Consider the following 16198-nt stretch of genomic DNA (forward strand, 5'->3'; position numbering starts at 1 on the left):
GTTCTTCAACCACCCCTAACCCCTCCTCATCTGAGGAGGGGAACTAGTTCCAGCTGCGTTTTACTGGTTGTCCAGCAGCCCCCGGCCCGACTTGCGGATGGCGCCGCTGGCGGTCAAATCCTGAGCCAGCTTGTCCAGAATACCATTTACGAATTGCTTGCTCTTGGGCGTGGAGTACATTTTGCTGATTTCGATGTACTCGTTGATGGTAACCTTAACCGGAATGGCCCGGAACAGGTGCATCTCGCACAGCGCCATCTTCAGCAGAATCTTGTCGGTGAGGGCCACGCGCTCCACGTCCCAGTTCTGTACCGATTCGGCAATCAGCTTCTCGTATTTCTCATCGTCAGCCAGGGTCTGCTGGTACAGGCTTTCGGCAAACTCCTTATCCTCCTGCCAGTTGGCCGACAAGGACATAAGCACCAGATTCTCATCGGCGGCCTCATCCAGCATCTTAACCGTTTTCACCACCAGGTTTTTCACCACGGCACGGTTTTCCTCCCAGTTCAGGTCGTCCTCCTCAATGTAGGCCGGCAGGCTCTCACCCTTGAACACGTAGGTTTTGTAGAGATGTTTGAGGATTTCCTGGTCTTCCTGGTAGTTGCCGGCGGGGGCAGCCAGGTAGCTCAGCAGCTCTGGGTCCTGCTTCATCTCGTTGCGCCAGGCGGTGCGCAGGGCCTCCAGCTCATCCTCCCCGTGCCAGCGCATGGAGCGGCGGATAGTGAGGTCCTGCAGCTGCAGGTTGTTGATGAGCTTCTCGATGGCCTTGTTTTCCAGCAGGCGCGTGGCGTCCAGCAGGGGCTCCTTGGCAGCCGTGAGGCGGCGGGAGTCGCGCACCCGCTCCTCCTCAATTACCTGAAGCAGGGCCTCCGGGATGTTGAGCAGGTGAATGTACTGGTTATGGATGCTTTCAGCCGCGTACACCATCTGCCCGGCGTAATAGGTAGCATCCTTGGCCACGGCCTTCTGGTAGTACTTGATGGCGTCCTTCACCGCGTCGTTCACGTCGGTGTCCTCGGTGGCCTCCGACTCTTCGCCGGTTTTGTTCCACTCTTTAAAAATGAGCTCGGCCATTTTGCGCTGGCCTTGTAACAGCTTGCGGTCCTGGGGCTCAGGCGAGTTCAAATCGGGCGCGAAGGCATCCGCAATTCGGTCAATAGCCAGTAAAAAATCGGACCCGACAGCCTGATGATAGGCGTACAGGGCTTGCATGACCTTAATGCGGAGCGTGCGGCGGTTGAGCATTCTGGGGAGGTGAAGTTGTGAAGTTGTGAAGTTGTGAAATGACAGATTTAGATGCTCACATGCCCTCAAGGGCGTAGCACATCCAATTCACCATTTCACAACTTCACAATTTCACCAATTAGTAAGTTGATTTAACCTTGCCGATGGCGGCGATGCGCTCCTCGGCCTGGCGGGTGGCAGCGGCCTGGGGGTGGCTGCCTTCCTGCTCGGCCTTGTTGAGCACCTGGGTGGTGATGTCGTAGATGCGCTCCGTCTGGGTCATTACCGACTGGCGGTTACCGCCCTGCACTTCGGAGCACACGTTGATGAGGCCGCCGGCGTTGATGAGGAAGTCGGGCGCGTAAATGATGCCACGGCGCACCAACTCGGGGCCGTGCACGTCTTCGTTGGCCAGCTGGTTATTGGCGCAACCGGCTACCACCTGGGCTTTCAGGCGGCCGATGGTGTCATCGTTGAGGGTGGCCCCCAGGGCGCAGGGCGAGTAGATGTCCACGTCCTGGTCGTAGATTTCATCCAGGCCCACCATGCGGGCGTTGAAGCGCGTGGCGGCTTCCAGGGCCCGGTCTTCGTAGTAGTCGCAGAGCACGATTTGGGCGCCTTCCTTCTGCAGGTATTCCATCAGGTAGGTACCCACGTGGCCCACACCCTGCACGGCCACGCGCTTACCAGCTAGGGAATCGGAGCCAAACGCCTTTTTGGCAGCGGCTTTCATACCCATGTAGGTGCCGTAGGCCGTTACCGGCGAGGGGTCGCCGGAGCCGCCCATGCTTTCGGGCAAGCCCGATACGTGCTTGGTTTCCATGCGGATGTACTCCATGTCCTTGGTGGTCATGTTCACATCCTCGGCCGTGATGTACTTGCCGTTCAGGTTCTGCACAAAGCGGCCGAACTTGCGCAGCAGGGCCTCCGTCTTCATGGTTTTGGCGTCGCCGATGATGACGGCCTTACCCCCACCCAGGTTCAGCCCCGAAATGGCCGCCTTATAGGTCATACCGCGGCTCAGGCGCAATACGTCGTTCAGGGCTTCGGCCTCGGAGGTGTAGTGCCACATGCGGGTACCGCCCAGGGCTGGTCCCAGCACCGTGTTGTGAATGCCAATGATGGCTTTCAGACCGGTTTCGTGGTCGTGGCAGAACACTACCTGCTCGTGCTGATGCTCGGCAATTTGCCCGAAGACCGACGATTCGGTCAGTACGTTCGTTTCTACCATAAGTGTGGGGTGGAAAAGAGGTGGGTGGGGTGGTTATTGTACCTTTGGATAACGCAGAAGGAAAGTGGCAGCTGTGCGTTTCATTAAACGAATGACAACGCCCCGTGGCTGTTTCCCCGTCGTTCAATGAAACCCGCAACCCGGTTCTCCATCCCGGAGCTATCCGCAATGCGGGTGCAAAAGTACGCCGTTTTTTCAATTTTGGCCACTGAGCCCCCGTCTTTTCCCCGGTTTAGAACTTTGGCAATTAGGGGGTTAGAATGCTACCTCCACGGCACCCCTGATTTCTTTGAAACCGTTTAACAGTCTTTTAACTTTCTACTGGCCAACCTACTAGTTTTCAGAGGGCGTTGTTGAAAATATGGTAACAGAACTTCTGTAATCATCCTGCTGAGCGAAGTTGAGGCAGGGGATTCTTCCATCCCTGCTTTTGCTTAACAACCCCGGTCCTGTTGGCCGCGTCTCTTACCTTTCTGCCTTTACCGTGCGCGCACTTTCCGCTACCAATAAATACCTGCTTCGTTATAAGTGGCACTTCCTCGGGGGTGTGCTGTTTGTGGCCCTGAGCACCCTGCTGGCTATTTTCCCGGCCCAGATTGTGCGCTATGCCTTTGATTTGGTGGGAGAAGGCATTGACCTCTACCACCTGTACGCCGGCACCCAGGCCCAGAGCCAGGTGTATGAGCTGTTTGGGCGCAACGTGCTGCTCTACGGCATTCTGATTCTGGTGATGGCGCTGTTACGAGGCATCTTCCTGTTTTTTATGCGCCAGACGCTCATCGTAATGAGCCGGCACGTGGAAAACGACCAGAAAAACGAAATCTATCAGCATTACCAGAGCCTGCCGCTGAGCTTCTACCGCCGTCACAGCACCGGGGATTTGATGTCCCGGATTTCGGAGGACGTGGGGCGGGTGCGCATGTACATTGGGCCGGCGCTCATGTACTTCATGCAGCTGGTTATCCTGTTCGTGCTCATTGTGCCGCTCATGTTCATGGTAAACGTGAAGCTGACCATTTACACGCTGCTGCCGCTGCCCATCCTGAGCGTGAGCATCTTCTACGTAAACAACCTGATCGAGCGTAAATCCGATGAGATTCAACGCTCTTTGGCTGGCATGACCACCTTCGTGCAGGAGGCTTTTTCGGGTATCCGCGTTATCAAGTCGTTTGTGCGGGAAGAGGATTCCAGGCAGCAGTTCGCGGTGGCTTCGGAGGAGTACAAGCAGAAGTCGTTGAGCCTGAACTTCGTCAACTCCCTGTTTTTCCCGCTGATTCTGTTCCTGATTGGGCTGAGCACCATCATCACTGTATGGGTGGGCGGGCAGGAGGTTATCCGGGGCACCATTACCACGGGCAGCATTGCCGAGTTCCTGATTTACGTGAACCTGCTCACTTGGCCCGTTACAGCTTTGGGCTGGACTAGCTCCCTTGTGCAGCGGGCGGAGGCCTCCCAGGCCCGCATCAACGAGTTTATGCACCAGCAGACGGATATTGTATCGCGCCAGAACCTGGAGCTGGCGCTGAAGGGTGACATCGTCTTCGACCACGTTTCCTTCACCTACCCCGATACCGGCATTCAGGCCCTGCGCGACGTGTCATTCCGCATCCGGCAGGGCCAGACGCTGGCCGTTATTGGCAACACTGGCTCGGGCAAAAGCACCGTGGCCGCCCTGCTTTCCCGCCTCTACGACGTAACTGAAGGCAGCATTCGGGTTGATGACGTGGATGTGCGCGACCTGTCGCTCAAAACCCTGCGGAGCCAGATTGGCTATGTACCCCAGGACGTATTCCTGTTCTCCGACAGCATCCGCAACAACATCAACTTCGGCCTCGATGCGCCCGATGAAGCCCGCATGCTGCAGGCCGCGAAAGACGCCAACGTATACGAGAACATTCTACGCTTTCCCGAGGGCTTCGATACCAAAGTGGGTGAGCGGGGCATTACCCTGTCGGGGGGGCAGAAGCAACGCGTCAGCATTGCCCGGGCGCTGGTAAAAGAACCCAAAATCCTGATCCTCGACGACGCCCTCTCGGCCGTGGATACCAACACTGAAAATGCTATTCTGGGCGCGCTGCAGCGCATCATGCACAACCGTACCAGCCTCATCATCAGCCACCGGGTTTCCTCCGTGAAGCTGGCCGATGAAATTCTGGTGCTTGACGACGGTCAGATTGTGCAGCACGGAACGCACGAGGTGTTGATGCAAGATGCGGACGGCTTGTACCGGGCCCTGTACGAGCGGCAGTTACAAAGCGAGGAAGCCTGACCTTTTACTGAATCAGCTTAGGTCTTACTCACGGGCTTATTAGCTCCAGTATTGGCCTACCCTCGAACGAAGAAGCCCCGCACGTACTAAGTGCGGGGCTTCTTTATGTTGTGCTATTAAGGACTGGATATTACTGACCGAGCATCACCCGCTTCATACCGCGCCGCTCACCGGCCGTACACTGCACAATGTAAGTACCGGCTGGCAGGTTGCTCACGTCCAGTACGGCCGCTGCGTCTCCCGAAATCAGGTCACGGGTAAGTACTGGGCGGCCATCCGTACCGTTTACCTCCACTCTGGTAGGGCCAGTGGCGTCGGTGCGCACGGTGAGGCGCTTAGTAAGGGGATTGGTTTCCAGGCGCACCTTTAGAGCGTTGGTGTTCGGCGTGGGGTCCGCCATTTTATCGGTAATCAGGGTGGGGGCAGCTGACGCCTGCGCCACTGCTGTGGTTTGCGCCCGGGCCGCACCGCTACAAAGCAACACCACCAACAGACAACCCAGAATTGTAGAAGTTTTCATACGCGTTCCAAAAGGCAAATAAGTGAACGATACGGCAAACCAAAGATACTAAACTCCGCCGCCGCATCAGAAGATAAACAGCGGAATGTGCCGCAAAATTCCTCGGGCAAGAAACGCGCCAGATGATTTTTTCTTGTCTTTTACCTGCCCTTGCCTGGTCATGACAATTCTCAGTCAATGAAGCTAGTAGCCCCAATTTGCGGGCTTTTTGAAAGACGTTCAACCGAGTTGATTCGAAAAAAACCGCTTTCCGGCTTGCATAGCAGTTATACGGCACCGTATATTTGCATCACAATTCCTCGGGGTGTAGCGTAGCCTGGTATCGCGCCAGCATGGGGTGCTGGAGGTCGTAGGTTCGAATCCTGCCACTCCGACCGAAGAGTTATCTGATCGAAAAGCCTCTGGGAACCCCACCCGGAGGCTTTTTTCGGCAGAACAGTATGAGTACTCGATTTACTTTCGGGGTGTAGCGCAGCCCGGTAGCGCGCGTCGTTCGGGACGACGAGGCCGTAGGTTCGAATCCTGCCACCCCGACTCCAGTATCTCTCCCTATAAAAAGCCCATTAAACTTCGGTTTAGTGGGCTTTTTGCTTGCTAGTTATTCTTGGTGCGATTTATGCTAAAAAAGTTCCGTTCAGTGACACTTTTTTTATCACCTCTTCTATTTCATCCCATGTATCGTTCTTTTGCGCTGGCCACAGGGCTCAGCATTCTGGCCTTATCGGCAGAGGCACAAATTGCTCAGGGCACCAAGCTGCTGGGCGGCAGTGTAGGCTACAACCGCTCCACTACCACCTGGAACAACTCAGCGGCTCCGGTAGCGCAGCGCGAGTACGAGCAAACCAGCCGCTCATTTAACGTGAGCCCTCAGGCGGGCGTATTCATAGCTGATAACCTAGCCGCAGGTGTTTCCATTGGGTACTCTTCTCAAAAGACTACAACTCCGTATTACAATTATTCTTCGAGTAGCAACCCTGAAGTATACCAACAAACAGCCCGAAGCAATACGTTTAGCGTAGCCCCTTACCTGCGCTACTACTACATGCCTACCACTGCATTCGGCGTATTTGGTCACTTGAGCGTTAATTACAACACAAGTAAAAGCCAAACGGCCACCACAGGGCCAGACCAGCTAGACAACAGCGGGCGTAGCAACGGGTTCGGGATTGGCATTACTCCTACGTTGGTCTTCTTCCCAATAGAGAAACTGGGTCTGGAACTGTCATTTGGTGGCATTGGCTACGGCCGGAGCACTTCCAAATTGGATGCGACCAGAACTCAGGCAGAGTCAAAGGCTACTTCCTCCAGCTTTGGGGCGGGGTTTGGGCTTAATCAATTGAGCTTGGGCGCATCTTACTACCTGGGCCGCTAACGTCGCGTTTCTTGCTTTGCAGAGTACCAGAAGGCCCGCTCCGATGCGCACCGGGGCGGGCCTTCTGGTACTCTGCAAAGCAGCTCTACCGCACCACGGCCAGTACTTCCGGCTCGCCCTGCTCCGGGAAGTGCTCCAGGTACACGTGCTGCAAGGTGAGTTTCTGCGCTTCGGCCGCGTCTTTTACACCACTGTAGAGCTTATCCGGGGCTAGCAGGTAGCTGGCCTGAATGCGGGCGTGCAGCACGCGCTGGCCCGCCGCAAAGGTGCGGTAGCGGTAACCAGCGGGCAACTGCTGGGAAGTAGTATCGGCCACGAGCACCCCTACAAACACACGGGCCGAGTCGCGGGAGCTTTCGGGGCTGTTGTAGAAGATGTTGCTGAAGTCGCCGCGCAGCTTGCCGGCTTTGCGCAGATTATACGCCTCGCGGGTCAGGTCGCCGAAGGCTTCGTCCTGGGCTGGGCCTTCGTAGTAGCGGCCGGCCACGAAGTAGGGCTGGGCGGTAGTTTCCTGGGTGACGACGGCCGCTTTAAAGCCGCCCATTTTCCAGTAGGCTACCGAAAAACCTATCGTCAGCAGCAATGCCAGGGCAAGAAAAATCTTGTTCATTCTTCAGAATCGGTAAGAAGCCGGGAGAATTCTCCGGTGTGGAGGTGCAAAGAAACAACAGAATGTTGTTGCGGACCGAGCGAGGGGCCTGGCATGCTGATGTCGGGTTACCAATGCAACGTCAGCACGCGAGATTCCTCGCTCCGCTCGGAATGACGTTTTAGAAGGTTTAAATCAGCCTTGCACCATCAGCACGCGAGATGCTTCGGCTGTGCTTCTGCATGACGTTCTATTCTCTAGCTTACGACAGCACGTCCTTATACTGCATCTGGTAGAGGTTGGCGTAGAAACCCTGGTGGCGCAGCAGCTCCTCGTGGGTGCCGGCCTCCTGAATTTCGCCCCGGTCAAGCACGATGATCTGGTCGGCTTTCTGGATGGTGCTCAGACGGTGGGCAATGACGAGGCTGGTGCGGCCCTGCATCAGCTTCTCGATGGCCTGCTGAATCAACTCCTCGGTTTCACTATCCACCGACGAGGTGGCCTCGTCCAGGATGATGATGCGGGGCTGGTACACCATGGCCCGCACGAAGCTGATGAGCTGGCGCTGGCCCACCGAGAGGGTGGCGCCGCGCTCCATTACCTGGTAATCGAGGCCGCCGGGCAGGCGTTCAATGAAGCGGCGGGCCCCCACCAAATCGGCCGCGGCCCAGATCTGCTCGTCGGTAATGTCCTGCTTGCCCAGGGTGATATTGTCGCGAATGGCCCCGGCAAACAGGAATACGTCCTGGAGTACTACCCCAATGTGACGGCGCAGATCCTTCAGGTCGTACTCGCGCAGGTCGTGACCATCGATGCGGATGGTGCCTTTGTTGATTTCGTAGAAGCGGCTGAGCAGGTTGATGATGCTGGTTTTGCCGGCTCCGGTGGCGCCCACAAAGGCAAATGTCTGGCCGGCCTTCACCGAGAAATCCACGTCGCGCAGCACCCACTCCTCGTCGTTGTAGGCAAACCAGACGTGCTCGAAATCCACGTCGCCACGCAAATCGGCGGGGGTATAGGTGCCATTGTCAGCAATGAGCTCTTTGCTATCCAGAAGCTTGAGCAGGCGCTCCGTGCTCACCAGGCCCAACTGTAGGGTATTGAACCGGTCGGCAATCTGGCGGATGGGCCGGAAGAACAGGGCGTTGTACATGATGAAGGCAATGAGCGCACCCTTGGAGATAGTGCCCTCAATCTGGCCCTGGGCGGCGTACCACACCAGCAGGCCCACGCCGGCGGCAGCCAGCACCTCGGCTACGGGGAAGTAGATGCTGTAGTAGAGCACCGAGCGGATATTGGCGCGGGTGTGTTCCTGGTTGATGGCCTTGAACTTGCGCAGCTCCCGCTCCTCGTTGTTGAAAATCTGCACCACGTTCATGCCCGTCAGGTGCTCCTGCACGAAGGAGTTGAGGCTAGCCACGGCCGTGCGCACCTCCTGGAACGACTTCTTCACCTTCTCCTTGAACACGTAGGTACTGAACAGCAGCGGCGGAATCACCGAGAGGCTAATAAGCGTCAGCCGCCAGTCGATGTAGAACATGAAGCTCACAATGAACACCAACTGCAGAATGTCGCCAATCATGGCCGCCAGTCCTTCGCTGAACACGTCGGAGAGGGTTTCTACGTCGGATATGTTGCGGGTCACCAGCTGACCGATGGGCGTCTTGTCGAAGAACTTAAGGCGCAGGTCGAGGATGTGCTTGTAGAGGTCCACCCGAATGTCACGCACGATGTACTGGCCCAGCCAGCCCCCGAAATAGGTTTGCAGGTAGCTCACCACGGCGTGGGCCACCAGCAGCACCAGCAGCAGCCCGAACATGCGGTTAAGCCCTTGCCAGTCGCCCTGCTCAATGGTCACGTCCACCATCCGCTGGATGAGGAAGGGCCGCAGCGTACCCAGCACGGCGGTGGCAATGGTGAGGAAAATCAGAAAGTAAAAGACGCGCTGATAAGGCCGCACGTACACCATCAGCCGCCGCAGCACCTGCCAGTCGAAGATATTGCCGCTTTTGGGGGCGGTAGTTGCTTGCTCCATTTCGGATTGTTGGGTGGGTTGGTCAGAGAGTAACCGGCAGGCGGGCGAAAAGTAGCGCGCAGCTCTGCTTCGCGCACGAGCGAAGCGAGTAGCCGGCACCGCGCCGTACGCGTAGAAACTTGCCGACGGCTCGTGCACGAAGCGGAGCTGCGCGCTACTTAGCGAAGTACGGCAAACCGGTGGGCAGCGCTGCATCACCCAGCATTTCAGCCGGATATTCGACGCGGCACAGGAACAGGCCGTTGGCCAGGGCGGCCCCGCCGGCGTGCACCCGGTTGAGGCTGCGGAAAATTTCTCCGAATTCCTGCGGCGTCATTTTACCCCGGCCCACACTCAGCAACGTACCCACTACCAGCCGCACCATGCCCCGCACAAAACGGTTGGCCCGAATGCGGAATACCAACCCGCCCGGCTCTTCGTGCCAGCCAGCCTCAAAACAGGTGCAATTGTAATGCTTCTCGGCCCCTTTCACCTTGGAAAACGTTGTGAAGTCGTGAGTGCCCAGCAGCATGGCGGCGGCCTCGTTCATGGCCGCCACGTGGGGCATACGGTCGAGGTAGAGGCTATAGTTGGCGGCAAAGGGGTCAGGAATGAGGCGGACGTGGTACTCGTAGGTGCGGGCCTTGGCGCTGAAACGGGCATGGGCCTCGGGCGGTACCGGGTGTAGCACTTGCGCCCGAATACCGGCTGGCAAGGCCCGGTTAAGGCGGTAGAGCAGCGTGGCCTCATCGAGGCCGGTGGGTAGAATGGCGTCAAAGTGGGCTACTTGGTGGCTGGCGTGCACGCCCGAATCGGTGCGGCCGCTGCCCAGGCAGTACACCGGCTGCCGCAGCACCTGCGAGAGGCAACGGTCCAGCTCCTGCTGCACGGTACTCACGCCCGGCTGAATCTGCCAGCCATGAAAAGCGGTGCCGTCGTAGGCCAGGTGAAGAAAATAGCGCATTGTATTTAGTTGTCAGTTGCCGGTTGGTAGTTGCTGGCTGTCAGTTATCAGTTGGTGATTATTAAGGACTAACAACTGACAACCAGCAACAAACAACTAGTAGCTCATACCACCAGCGCGTACAGCAAGGAGTCCAGCATCTGCCCGTCTTTCACAATGCTGCGGCGCAGGCGGGCTTCCAACTCATAGCCGGCTTTTTCGAGTACCCGGCCGGAGGCAGGATTGGTAGCGAAGATGGCTGCGTAGAGGCGGCACACATCAAAATTGGCTAGCACATAGCTGCTCAGGGTGCGTACGGCGGCCGTAACAATGCCCCGGCCCCAGCAGGCAGGCGTAAGCCAGTACCCGATTTCGGCGGAGCGGCGGCTTACGTCGGACTGGAAATGGATGCCGATACCGCCCGCCGCTTCACCGCCTACCTCAATAGCCAGAAATAGGTCGCGCTGACTGTCGGCTACTAGGCAGAGGAAGAACTCCGCGTCCTGGGCAGTGTACGGATAAGGAAACGTGTCGCGCAGGTTGCGGGCTACCCGCTCATCGTTGGCGTGACGGGCCAGGGTAGCAGCATCCGAAAACCGCCAAGGCCGCAGTCGGGCTCCTTCAACTGGCAGGGCAAGCGTAGGAGTCAGCAACGAGTCGGCCATGGAGCAAAATTCTTGTCATTCCGAGCGAAGCGAGGAATCTGGGTTGGTTGTTAGATGCTAACCCAGATTCCTCGCTTCGCTCGGAATGACAGTTATAGCTTTTCGTAAATCACGGCGGCACCCTGGCCTACGCCTACGCACATGGTGGCTAAGCCGTAGCGGACACCTTCGCGGCGCTGCATCTCATGCAGCAAAGTAGCCGTGATGCGCGAGCCGCTGGCCCCCAGCGGGTGCCCAATGGCAATGGAACCGCCATTCACGTTCACCTTGGTGGGGTCCAGGTCCAGGTCGCGCATGCAGGCAATGCTCTGGGCGGCAAAGGCCTCATTCAACTCGATCAGGTCCATGTCCTGCAAGGTCAGGCCGGCGCGCTGCAGCACTTTCTGCGTGGCTGGTACCGGGCCGATGCCCATGAAAGCGGGGTCAACGCCGGCTACGGCCGAGGCTACCACCCGGGCGATGGGCTTGAGGTTGTAGCGCGTGAGGGCCTCTTCGCTCACCAGCAGCAGGGCCGCCGCCCCATCATTAATACCGGCCGAGTTGCCAGCCGTTACGGTACCGTCTACCTGGAAGGCAGGCTTCAGCGTAGCCAGCTTTTCTAGACTGGACAAGCGGGGTGGCTCATCCTGATCGAACAGCGCCGTGTTGCCTTTGGGTTGGGGAATGAACACGGGCACTATTTCCTTGCGGAAGCGGCCTTTCTCGAAAGCCCGCTGATATTTGCGCTGCGACTCAAAGGCAAACTGATCCTGCTCCTCCCGGGTAATGCCGTAACGGCGGGCCACATTCTCGGCCGTTTCGCCCATGGCGTAGGGGTGGTGCAGCTTGGAGAGCTTGGGGTTTACGAAGCGCCAGCCGAGGGTAGTGTCGTGGGCCGTGAAGTCGCGGGCAAAAGCCGTAGACGATTTGGCCATCACGAAGGGGGCACGGGTCATGCTTTCGGCCCCACCGGCCAAGTACACGTCGCCCTCCCCGGCCCGGATGGCCCGGGAAGCATCCATGATGCTTTGCAGGCCGGAGGCGCAGAGACGGTTGACGGTGTTGCCGGGCACGGTGAGAGGCAAACCGGCCAGCAGCGCCGCCATGCGGGCTACGTTGCGGTTATCCTCGCCGGCTTGGTTGGCGGCCCCAATAATTACGTCCTCGATGGCGGCTTTATCCAGGGAAGGGTTACGGCGCAGCAGCTCCCGGAGCACGTGGGCGGCCATATCATCGGGGCGGACGCTGCTCAGCTCGCCACCAAATTTACCAATGGGGGTGCGGACGGCGTCCACAATGTATGCAGTTGGCATCAGGTTGAATGCGTTATTCCGGTCGTAGTTGGCTACTTTTGCCGGCCCTGTCAGGGGCCCGAGGTAGTAACCGAACTGTCAAAACACAAAGATGATACAAAGAATCCAAAGCGTATTCCTGCTGTTGCTGGCCCTGGGCATGCTAAGCGTACTGTTCCTGCCTCTGTGGAGCAAAACCGACCCCGCTAGCCAGCAGACCGTGGTACTCACGGCCACGCATTTAGGCTATGAACACGCCGACGCGGGTATGTCGGTGCCTACGGCCAACCCCTGGCCCATAGCCGCTTTGGCGGCGGCTTCGGCAGCCGTGGCGCTGCTGGAAATCTTCCAGTTCCGCAACCGCTTCAACCAGCTTAAGCTGGGCATGCTTAACATTCTGCTCATAACGGCTACCATTGGAGCAGCTTTCTACTACTCCGGTATCGGGGAGCGGATGCTCAATATCAAGATTCCCGGCACTTTCGAGGCGGGCTTCTACATTGCCACGCTCTGTTTGCTGCTGAACCTGCTGGCCTCCCGCTTTATCCGCCAGGATGAGAAGCTGGTGCGCAGCGCCGACCGTTTACGGTAGAAGTTACGCTTCACCCTCCCAAACAAAGGCCCTTGGCACCACTGCGGTACCAAGGGCCTTTGCCATTGGAGAGCACCCTATAACGCACGTACTATCTGCAGCAGTTCCTGTTGGGTACTCAGGGTTTTGTCCTTGGCGTACCAGCCGTGGATTTTTTCGGCGTACTCCTCGTGGGTGGCCCCGGCGGCTTTTAACTCCAGCAGCAGGTTTTGGGCCTGGTTGGGGCGGGGGCCCCAGTGAGTAGCTTCCGTGAGGGTATCGGCGTGCAGGATGAGGAGTTTAGGGATGGAGCGGCTGCCGTTGGTCAGGTACCGGTCCATCAACTCCAGGTTCTCGTCGCGCAGCAGGTAGTGGGTGCGCAGGCGGCCGTGGCTGGCAGCGGCTATTTTCTCCAGCACCGGTACCAGCTGGGCCGCGTCGCCGCACCAGCCTTCCGTGAGAATAACCCACTCGTAGTTGCGCGTGAGCTTGCCCACTGCCTCTTGCAGCTCCGGGGTCAGTTCCACCTTCTTATCTAGCCGCTCCATACGCTGAATGTTGAGGCGGGCGTAGGCCGTCAGATCTTCCGACTGGGTTTCGCCGGTGGTTTTACCTGCTGCCATCAATTCATCAATTACCTGACGGTATGCGGCATACGAGTAGGCGGTGGCAAGGCGCTCGGGGCTGATAACGGGTGGCTGGGCGGCAAGGTTCATGCGGGAGGGTTGCGCAGAAAAGGTGGAGTAAATGGCTAGTATCCTCAACAAACGAAAAACCCTTTCGGTTGGCCGAAGCTCCACCGAAAGGGTTTTGATAAAAGCTCCCGTAGGCTCGCCTAGAGGCTGGGTACGTCGGCCATTTCAGCCTTGGCCGATAACTCCCGGCAGTACGTAATAAAGTCCGTGTTAATGGGCTCCAGGCCGGCGGCGCGCAGCTCCTTGGCTACTTGGGCCCGGTGGTAATTACCGTGTACCGGTACGTGAGTCAGGATATCGGCCACCTGACTGGTGTAGCCCTCCCCAATGGAATTGGTGTAGGTAATCAGGCGGTCCAGCTCGGCTTGGTTGGTGGTAGTGGCCTCCACGCCGTACTGATGGAACCGCTCCGACGTTTGCTCGTGCCAGTGGTGCAGGCCGGCCAAATCATGCTCCTGCCACACTTTCACGGGGCTGGGCGTGCTGGTGAGGCGGCCCAGCCAAATGGCCTGGGCGTTGAGTACGTGGCTGAAAATGCGCAGTGCGCCCTGGGGCAAGGTGGCACCCTCGGCCACAAGGCCGTCGAGGTGGCGCAGCAGGGTGGCGTTAGCCCACACGGAGTAGGCCCCCAGCTTTTCGATGGTATTAATCATTGCAAAAGAAGTGAGTACAGAGACATGAGAATGGAGACTCTGCCAAACAGAAAGTAAAAAGGAAGCGGTACAGAATCTCACTACTCATGTCTCTGTACTCACTTCTAGTTTCGTTAGCTTACCGGGGGTCTTGCCAAACCAGCTTTTCCTCGGTTCGGTTTTTAGAGAAGTCGGCGCACTTGCCGTCACCCCGCCCGGTCAGGCCCCCGTCGGGGTGACAGAGTACCTGGCCGTCGGCGGCATAGAGGTTGGTGTACTGGTCGCAGCAGGGGCTGGTTTCAAAGTATACTGTGGCCCCGTTGTATTGGTAGCTGTAGATGTGCACGGGCGGGTTGGCCTTCTTCTCCTGCAGGTGCGCTTGAATCCGGTCTTCCAGCCACTTGGGCCGCTTCTGCGTGTCAAAGGCCGGCGCGTTGTTGGGCGCAGGCTCAATGGTATTGGCGCTGGTAGGGGCGGGCGTGGATACACTACCGGCCAGTCCGGTCTGGGGGGCGTCGGTGGGGGTGGTAACGGCCACGTTGCGCTGGCAGGCGGTAGTAGTCAGGAAAGCAGCGGCGACCAGAAGTAGGGAAATGCGCATAAGGCAAGGGTGAGGTAGGCAGAGAAGAAGAGCTTGCGCAGCCGCACGGGGCGGCAAAGATGCACACAAACCTGCGTTACGCAGTTAGCGGCCCATAGTTCAGCACCACTTCGGCTACCCGATACCCCCCAACGCCCACAGGCGCGGCCCGAAAACCAGCAGCCCAACCACCAGCGCCGCCAGCGCCATTACCAGCACGGCCCCGGCCGCTACATCCTTGGCCCGGCCCGCCAGTGGGTGGTAGTCCGGCGACACTAGGTTGACTACCGCCTCAATGGCCGTATTCACCAGCTCGGCGCACCACACCGCGCCTACGGCCAAAGCTACCGCGGCCCATTCCCAGCGCGCCAGGCCCAGGTATAGGCCCAGGCCCACCACTACCACCGTAGCCGCCGCATGAAACCACAAATGCACCTCCGTACGCAAAGCGGCCCACACGCCCCGGAAGGCATAGCCGAAACTGGCCGCGCGCTTGCGCAACAGAGCCGGAAACCGGCGCGGCTTAGGTTCAGTGGGTTCAGCCACGGGCATCAAACTGTTGGAAAACCGTCTGGCACAGGTGGTTCCACTCGGGCCGGATAATGCTAAAAATCACCGTGTCGCGGCGAATACCACCCTGGGTACGGCGGTGGCTGCGCAGGGTACCTTCCTCGGTGGCCCCCATGCGGCGCATTGCCTGCTGCGACTTATGGTTGCGCGAATCCGTTTCCAGCTCCACCCGCTCACAGCCCAATACCTCGAAGGCATAATGGAGCAGGGCATGTTTGGCGGCTCGGTTCAGGCCACTGCGATGAAACGCCTCCCCTACCCAGGTATAGCCAATGCTCAGCTTGGCGTCGGCCACATCCACGTTGTAGTAGCTAGTGCTGCCCGCGGCCTGGCCGGTAGCTTTATCAATGATTATGAAGGGGTAGCGGCGTTGCTGCTGGCGGCCCTGGACGGCATCGGTCAGGTAAGTAGCCAGGCTGATGGGGTCGTCGGCGCGGGTGAGGGTGTAGGCCCACAGTTCCGGGGTGGCGGCCACCGGCCGCAGGGCTTCAAAGTCGGTGAGCTGCAGGGGGCGTAGCAGCACCCGGCTGTTTTCTAGGACGGTATCCTGGGAAAAATCCATGCGGGAAGGCAGGTTGAGGCGTGCGGCGTAAAGATGCCGAAAAAACAAACCGCCCCCGCGCCGGAAGCCGGGCGGGGGCGGTTAAGTAAGCAGTAGTTGAGTTAGAAAGCATAGGTGTAGCCAGGAATTTGAACAGGCTTCAGCTCCAGCAGCTCCCCCCCATCCTCCAACACGTGCACCTTGGCAATACGCTCCGGTGCTATAGCGCGGTTACGCGCTTTGCGGGCTTCCCGCTCCGCTTGTCGCGGATCGACTTTCTTAGAATGTTTCGCGGAATATTTGGTCATAGCGCGTAATCGTGCGTTGCAACGCAATAGGCTCAGAGACAAGCTTATGCGGCAACGCAAAAATAGTACTGTTTTCCGCAAAAGCTTCTACCTTATAGCGTGCAGGATTAGGGCGTGTGAACAGTTTTCAACCAAATTAAGGTAGCGGCCAATTGAAACCAGGCGAAAAAGCATTCGGGGCGTTTATCGTAGCGGGTAGCAAA

Annotated in this window: 17 protein-coding genes and 2 tRNA genes; 5 read left to right on the top strand and 14 right to left on the bottom strand. The window is 58.2% G+C overall.

The features are described from left to right. Positions 1–60 precede the first annotated feature (60 nt). A complete protein-coding gene (gene nusB / locus ABIB60_RS06090; protein WP_354578452.1) occupies positions 61–1245 on the bottom strand; it encodes a transcription antitermination factor NusB in 1185 nt (394 codons plus the stop codon). 118 nt (positions 1246–1363) lie between these two features. Beyond that, on the bottom strand, positions 1364–2455 hold the full coding sequence (locus ABIB60_RS06095; protein ID WP_354578454.1) for a Glu/Leu/Phe/Val dehydrogenase dimerization domain-containing protein: 1092 nt from the start codon (positions 2453–2455) through the stop codon (positions 1364–1366). 484 nt (positions 2456–2939) lie between these two features. On the opposite strand from ABIB60_RS06095, the gene ABIB60_RS06100 reads away from it, so the two are divergent. Continuing rightward, positions 2940–4724: an ABC transporter ATP-binding protein gene (locus tag ABIB60_RS06100; protein WP_354578456.1), complete on the top strand. Its 1785-nt coding sequence runs from the start codon at positions 2940–2942 to the stop codon at positions 4722–4724. Positions 4725–4854: 130 nt separating this feature from the next. Here ABIB60_RS06100 and ABIB60_RS06105 read toward each other — a convergent pair whose 3' ends face one another. Beyond that, entirely contained in the window at positions 4855–5244 is a 390-nt protein-coding gene (locus tag ABIB60_RS06105) for a T9SS type A sorting domain-containing protein (protein ID WP_354578458.1), read from the bottom strand. 300 nt (positions 5245–5544) lie between these two features. On the opposite strand from ABIB60_RS06105, the gene ABIB60_RS06110 reads away from it, so the two are divergent. The 3 genes from ABIB60_RS06110 to ABIB60_RS06120 all read left to right on the top strand — a co-directional run bounded on the left by ABIB60_RS06110 (position 5545) and on the right by ABIB60_RS06120 (position 6616). Next, positions 5545–5618, top strand: a tRNA-Pro gene (locus ABIB60_RS06110). A gap of 86 nt (positions 5619–5704) precedes the next feature. After that, positions 5705–5778 (top strand) — tRNA-Pro (locus ABIB60_RS06115). A gap of 139 nt (positions 5779–5917) precedes the next feature. Continuing rightward, positions 5918–6616 (top strand): porin family protein, encoded by a 699-nt coding sequence (locus ABIB60_RS06120; protein ID WP_354578459.1) that lies wholly within the window; start codon positions 5918–5920, stop codon positions 6614–6616. 85 nt (positions 6617–6701) lie between these two features. Here ABIB60_RS06120 and ABIB60_RS06125 read toward each other — a convergent pair whose 3' ends face one another. The 5 genes from ABIB60_RS06125 to ABIB60_RS06145 all read right to left on the bottom strand — a co-directional run bounded on the left by ABIB60_RS06125 (position 6702) and on the right by ABIB60_RS06145 (position 12119). Then, the gene (locus tag ABIB60_RS06125) at positions 6702–7226 is read right to left on the bottom strand and encodes a hypothetical protein (RefSeq protein WP_354578461.1); all 525 of its coding nucleotides are present in this window, start codon (positions 7224–7226) and stop codon (positions 6702–6704) included. Between the two features lie 241 nt (positions 7227–7467). Beyond that, positions 7468–9240: an ABC transporter ATP-binding protein gene (locus ABIB60_RS06130; RefSeq protein WP_354578463.1), complete on the bottom strand. Its 1773-nt coding sequence runs from the start codon at positions 9238–9240 to the stop codon at positions 7468–7470. A 154-nt stretch (positions 9241–9394) separates the two neighbouring features. After that, positions 9395–10183, bottom strand: a complete 789-nt coding sequence (gene truA / locus ABIB60_RS06135) for a tRNA pseudouridine(38-40) synthase TruA (RefSeq protein WP_354578465.1) — start codon at positions 10181–10183, stop codon at positions 9395–9397. A gap of 104 nt (positions 10184–10287) precedes the next feature. Continuing rightward, positions 10288–10827 carry a GNAT family N-acetyltransferase gene (locus ABIB60_RS06140; RefSeq protein WP_354578466.1) on the bottom strand — a complete coding sequence of 180 codons (540 nt, stop codon included), beginning with the start codon at positions 10825–10827 and terminating at the stop codon, positions 10288–10290. 92 nt (positions 10828–10919) lie between these two features. Beyond that, positions 10920–12119, bottom strand: a complete 1200-nt coding sequence (locus tag ABIB60_RS06145) for a thiolase family protein (protein WP_354578467.1) — start codon at positions 12117–12119, stop codon at positions 10920–10922. Positions 12120–12210: 91 nt separating this feature from the next. On the opposite strand from ABIB60_RS06145, the gene ABIB60_RS06150 reads away from it, so the two are divergent. Next, complete coding sequence (locus ABIB60_RS06150; RefSeq protein WP_354578469.1) at positions 12211–12690, top strand: DUF4293 domain-containing protein; 480 nt, start codon at positions 12211–12213, stop codon at positions 12688–12690. Positions 12691–12767: 77 nt separating this feature from the next. Here ABIB60_RS06150 and ABIB60_RS06155 read toward each other — a convergent pair whose 3' ends face one another. The 6 genes from ABIB60_RS06155 to ABIB60_RS06180 all read right to left on the bottom strand — a co-directional run bounded on the left by ABIB60_RS06155 (position 12768) and on the right by ABIB60_RS06180 (position 15995). Beyond that, the gene (locus tag ABIB60_RS06155) at positions 12768–13385 is read right to left on the bottom strand and encodes a thioredoxin family protein (RefSeq protein WP_354578470.1); all 618 of its coding nucleotides are present in this window, start codon (positions 13383–13385) and stop codon (positions 12768–12770) included. Between the two features lie 119 nt (positions 13386–13504). Next, entirely contained in the window at positions 13505–14017 is a 513-nt protein-coding gene (locus ABIB60_RS06160) for a DinB family protein (RefSeq protein WP_354578471.1), read from the bottom strand. A 118-nt stretch (positions 14018–14135) separates the two neighbouring features. Then, positions 14136–14597, bottom strand: a complete 462-nt coding sequence (locus ABIB60_RS06165) for a DUF6970 domain-containing protein (RefSeq protein ID WP_354578473.1) — start codon at positions 14595–14597, stop codon at positions 14136–14138. Positions 14598–14711: 114 nt separating this feature from the next. Then, complete coding sequence (locus ABIB60_RS06170; RefSeq protein ID WP_354578474.1) at positions 14712–15128, bottom strand: diacylglycerol kinase family protein; 417 nt, start codon at positions 15126–15128, stop codon at positions 14712–14714. Beyond that, a complete protein-coding gene (locus tag ABIB60_RS06175) occupies positions 15115–15708 on the bottom strand; it encodes a GNAT family N-acetyltransferase (RefSeq protein WP_354578475.1) in 594 nt (197 codons plus the stop codon). Before ABIB60_RS06175 ends, ABIB60_RS06170 begins: the two co-directional genes overlap by 14 nt. A 101-nt stretch (positions 15709–15809) precedes the next feature. Further along, complete coding sequence (locus ABIB60_RS06180; RefSeq protein ID WP_354578477.1) at positions 15810–15995, bottom strand: hypothetical protein; 186 nt, start codon at positions 15993–15995, stop codon at positions 15810–15812. Positions 15996–16198 lie beyond the last annotated feature (203 nt).

It is taken from the genome of Hymenobacter sp. UYP22 (assembly GCF_040547285.1).
In the GTDB taxonomy this organism is placed as follows: domain Bacteria; phylum Bacteroidota; class Bacteroidia; order Cytophagales; family Hymenobacteraceae; genus Hymenobacter.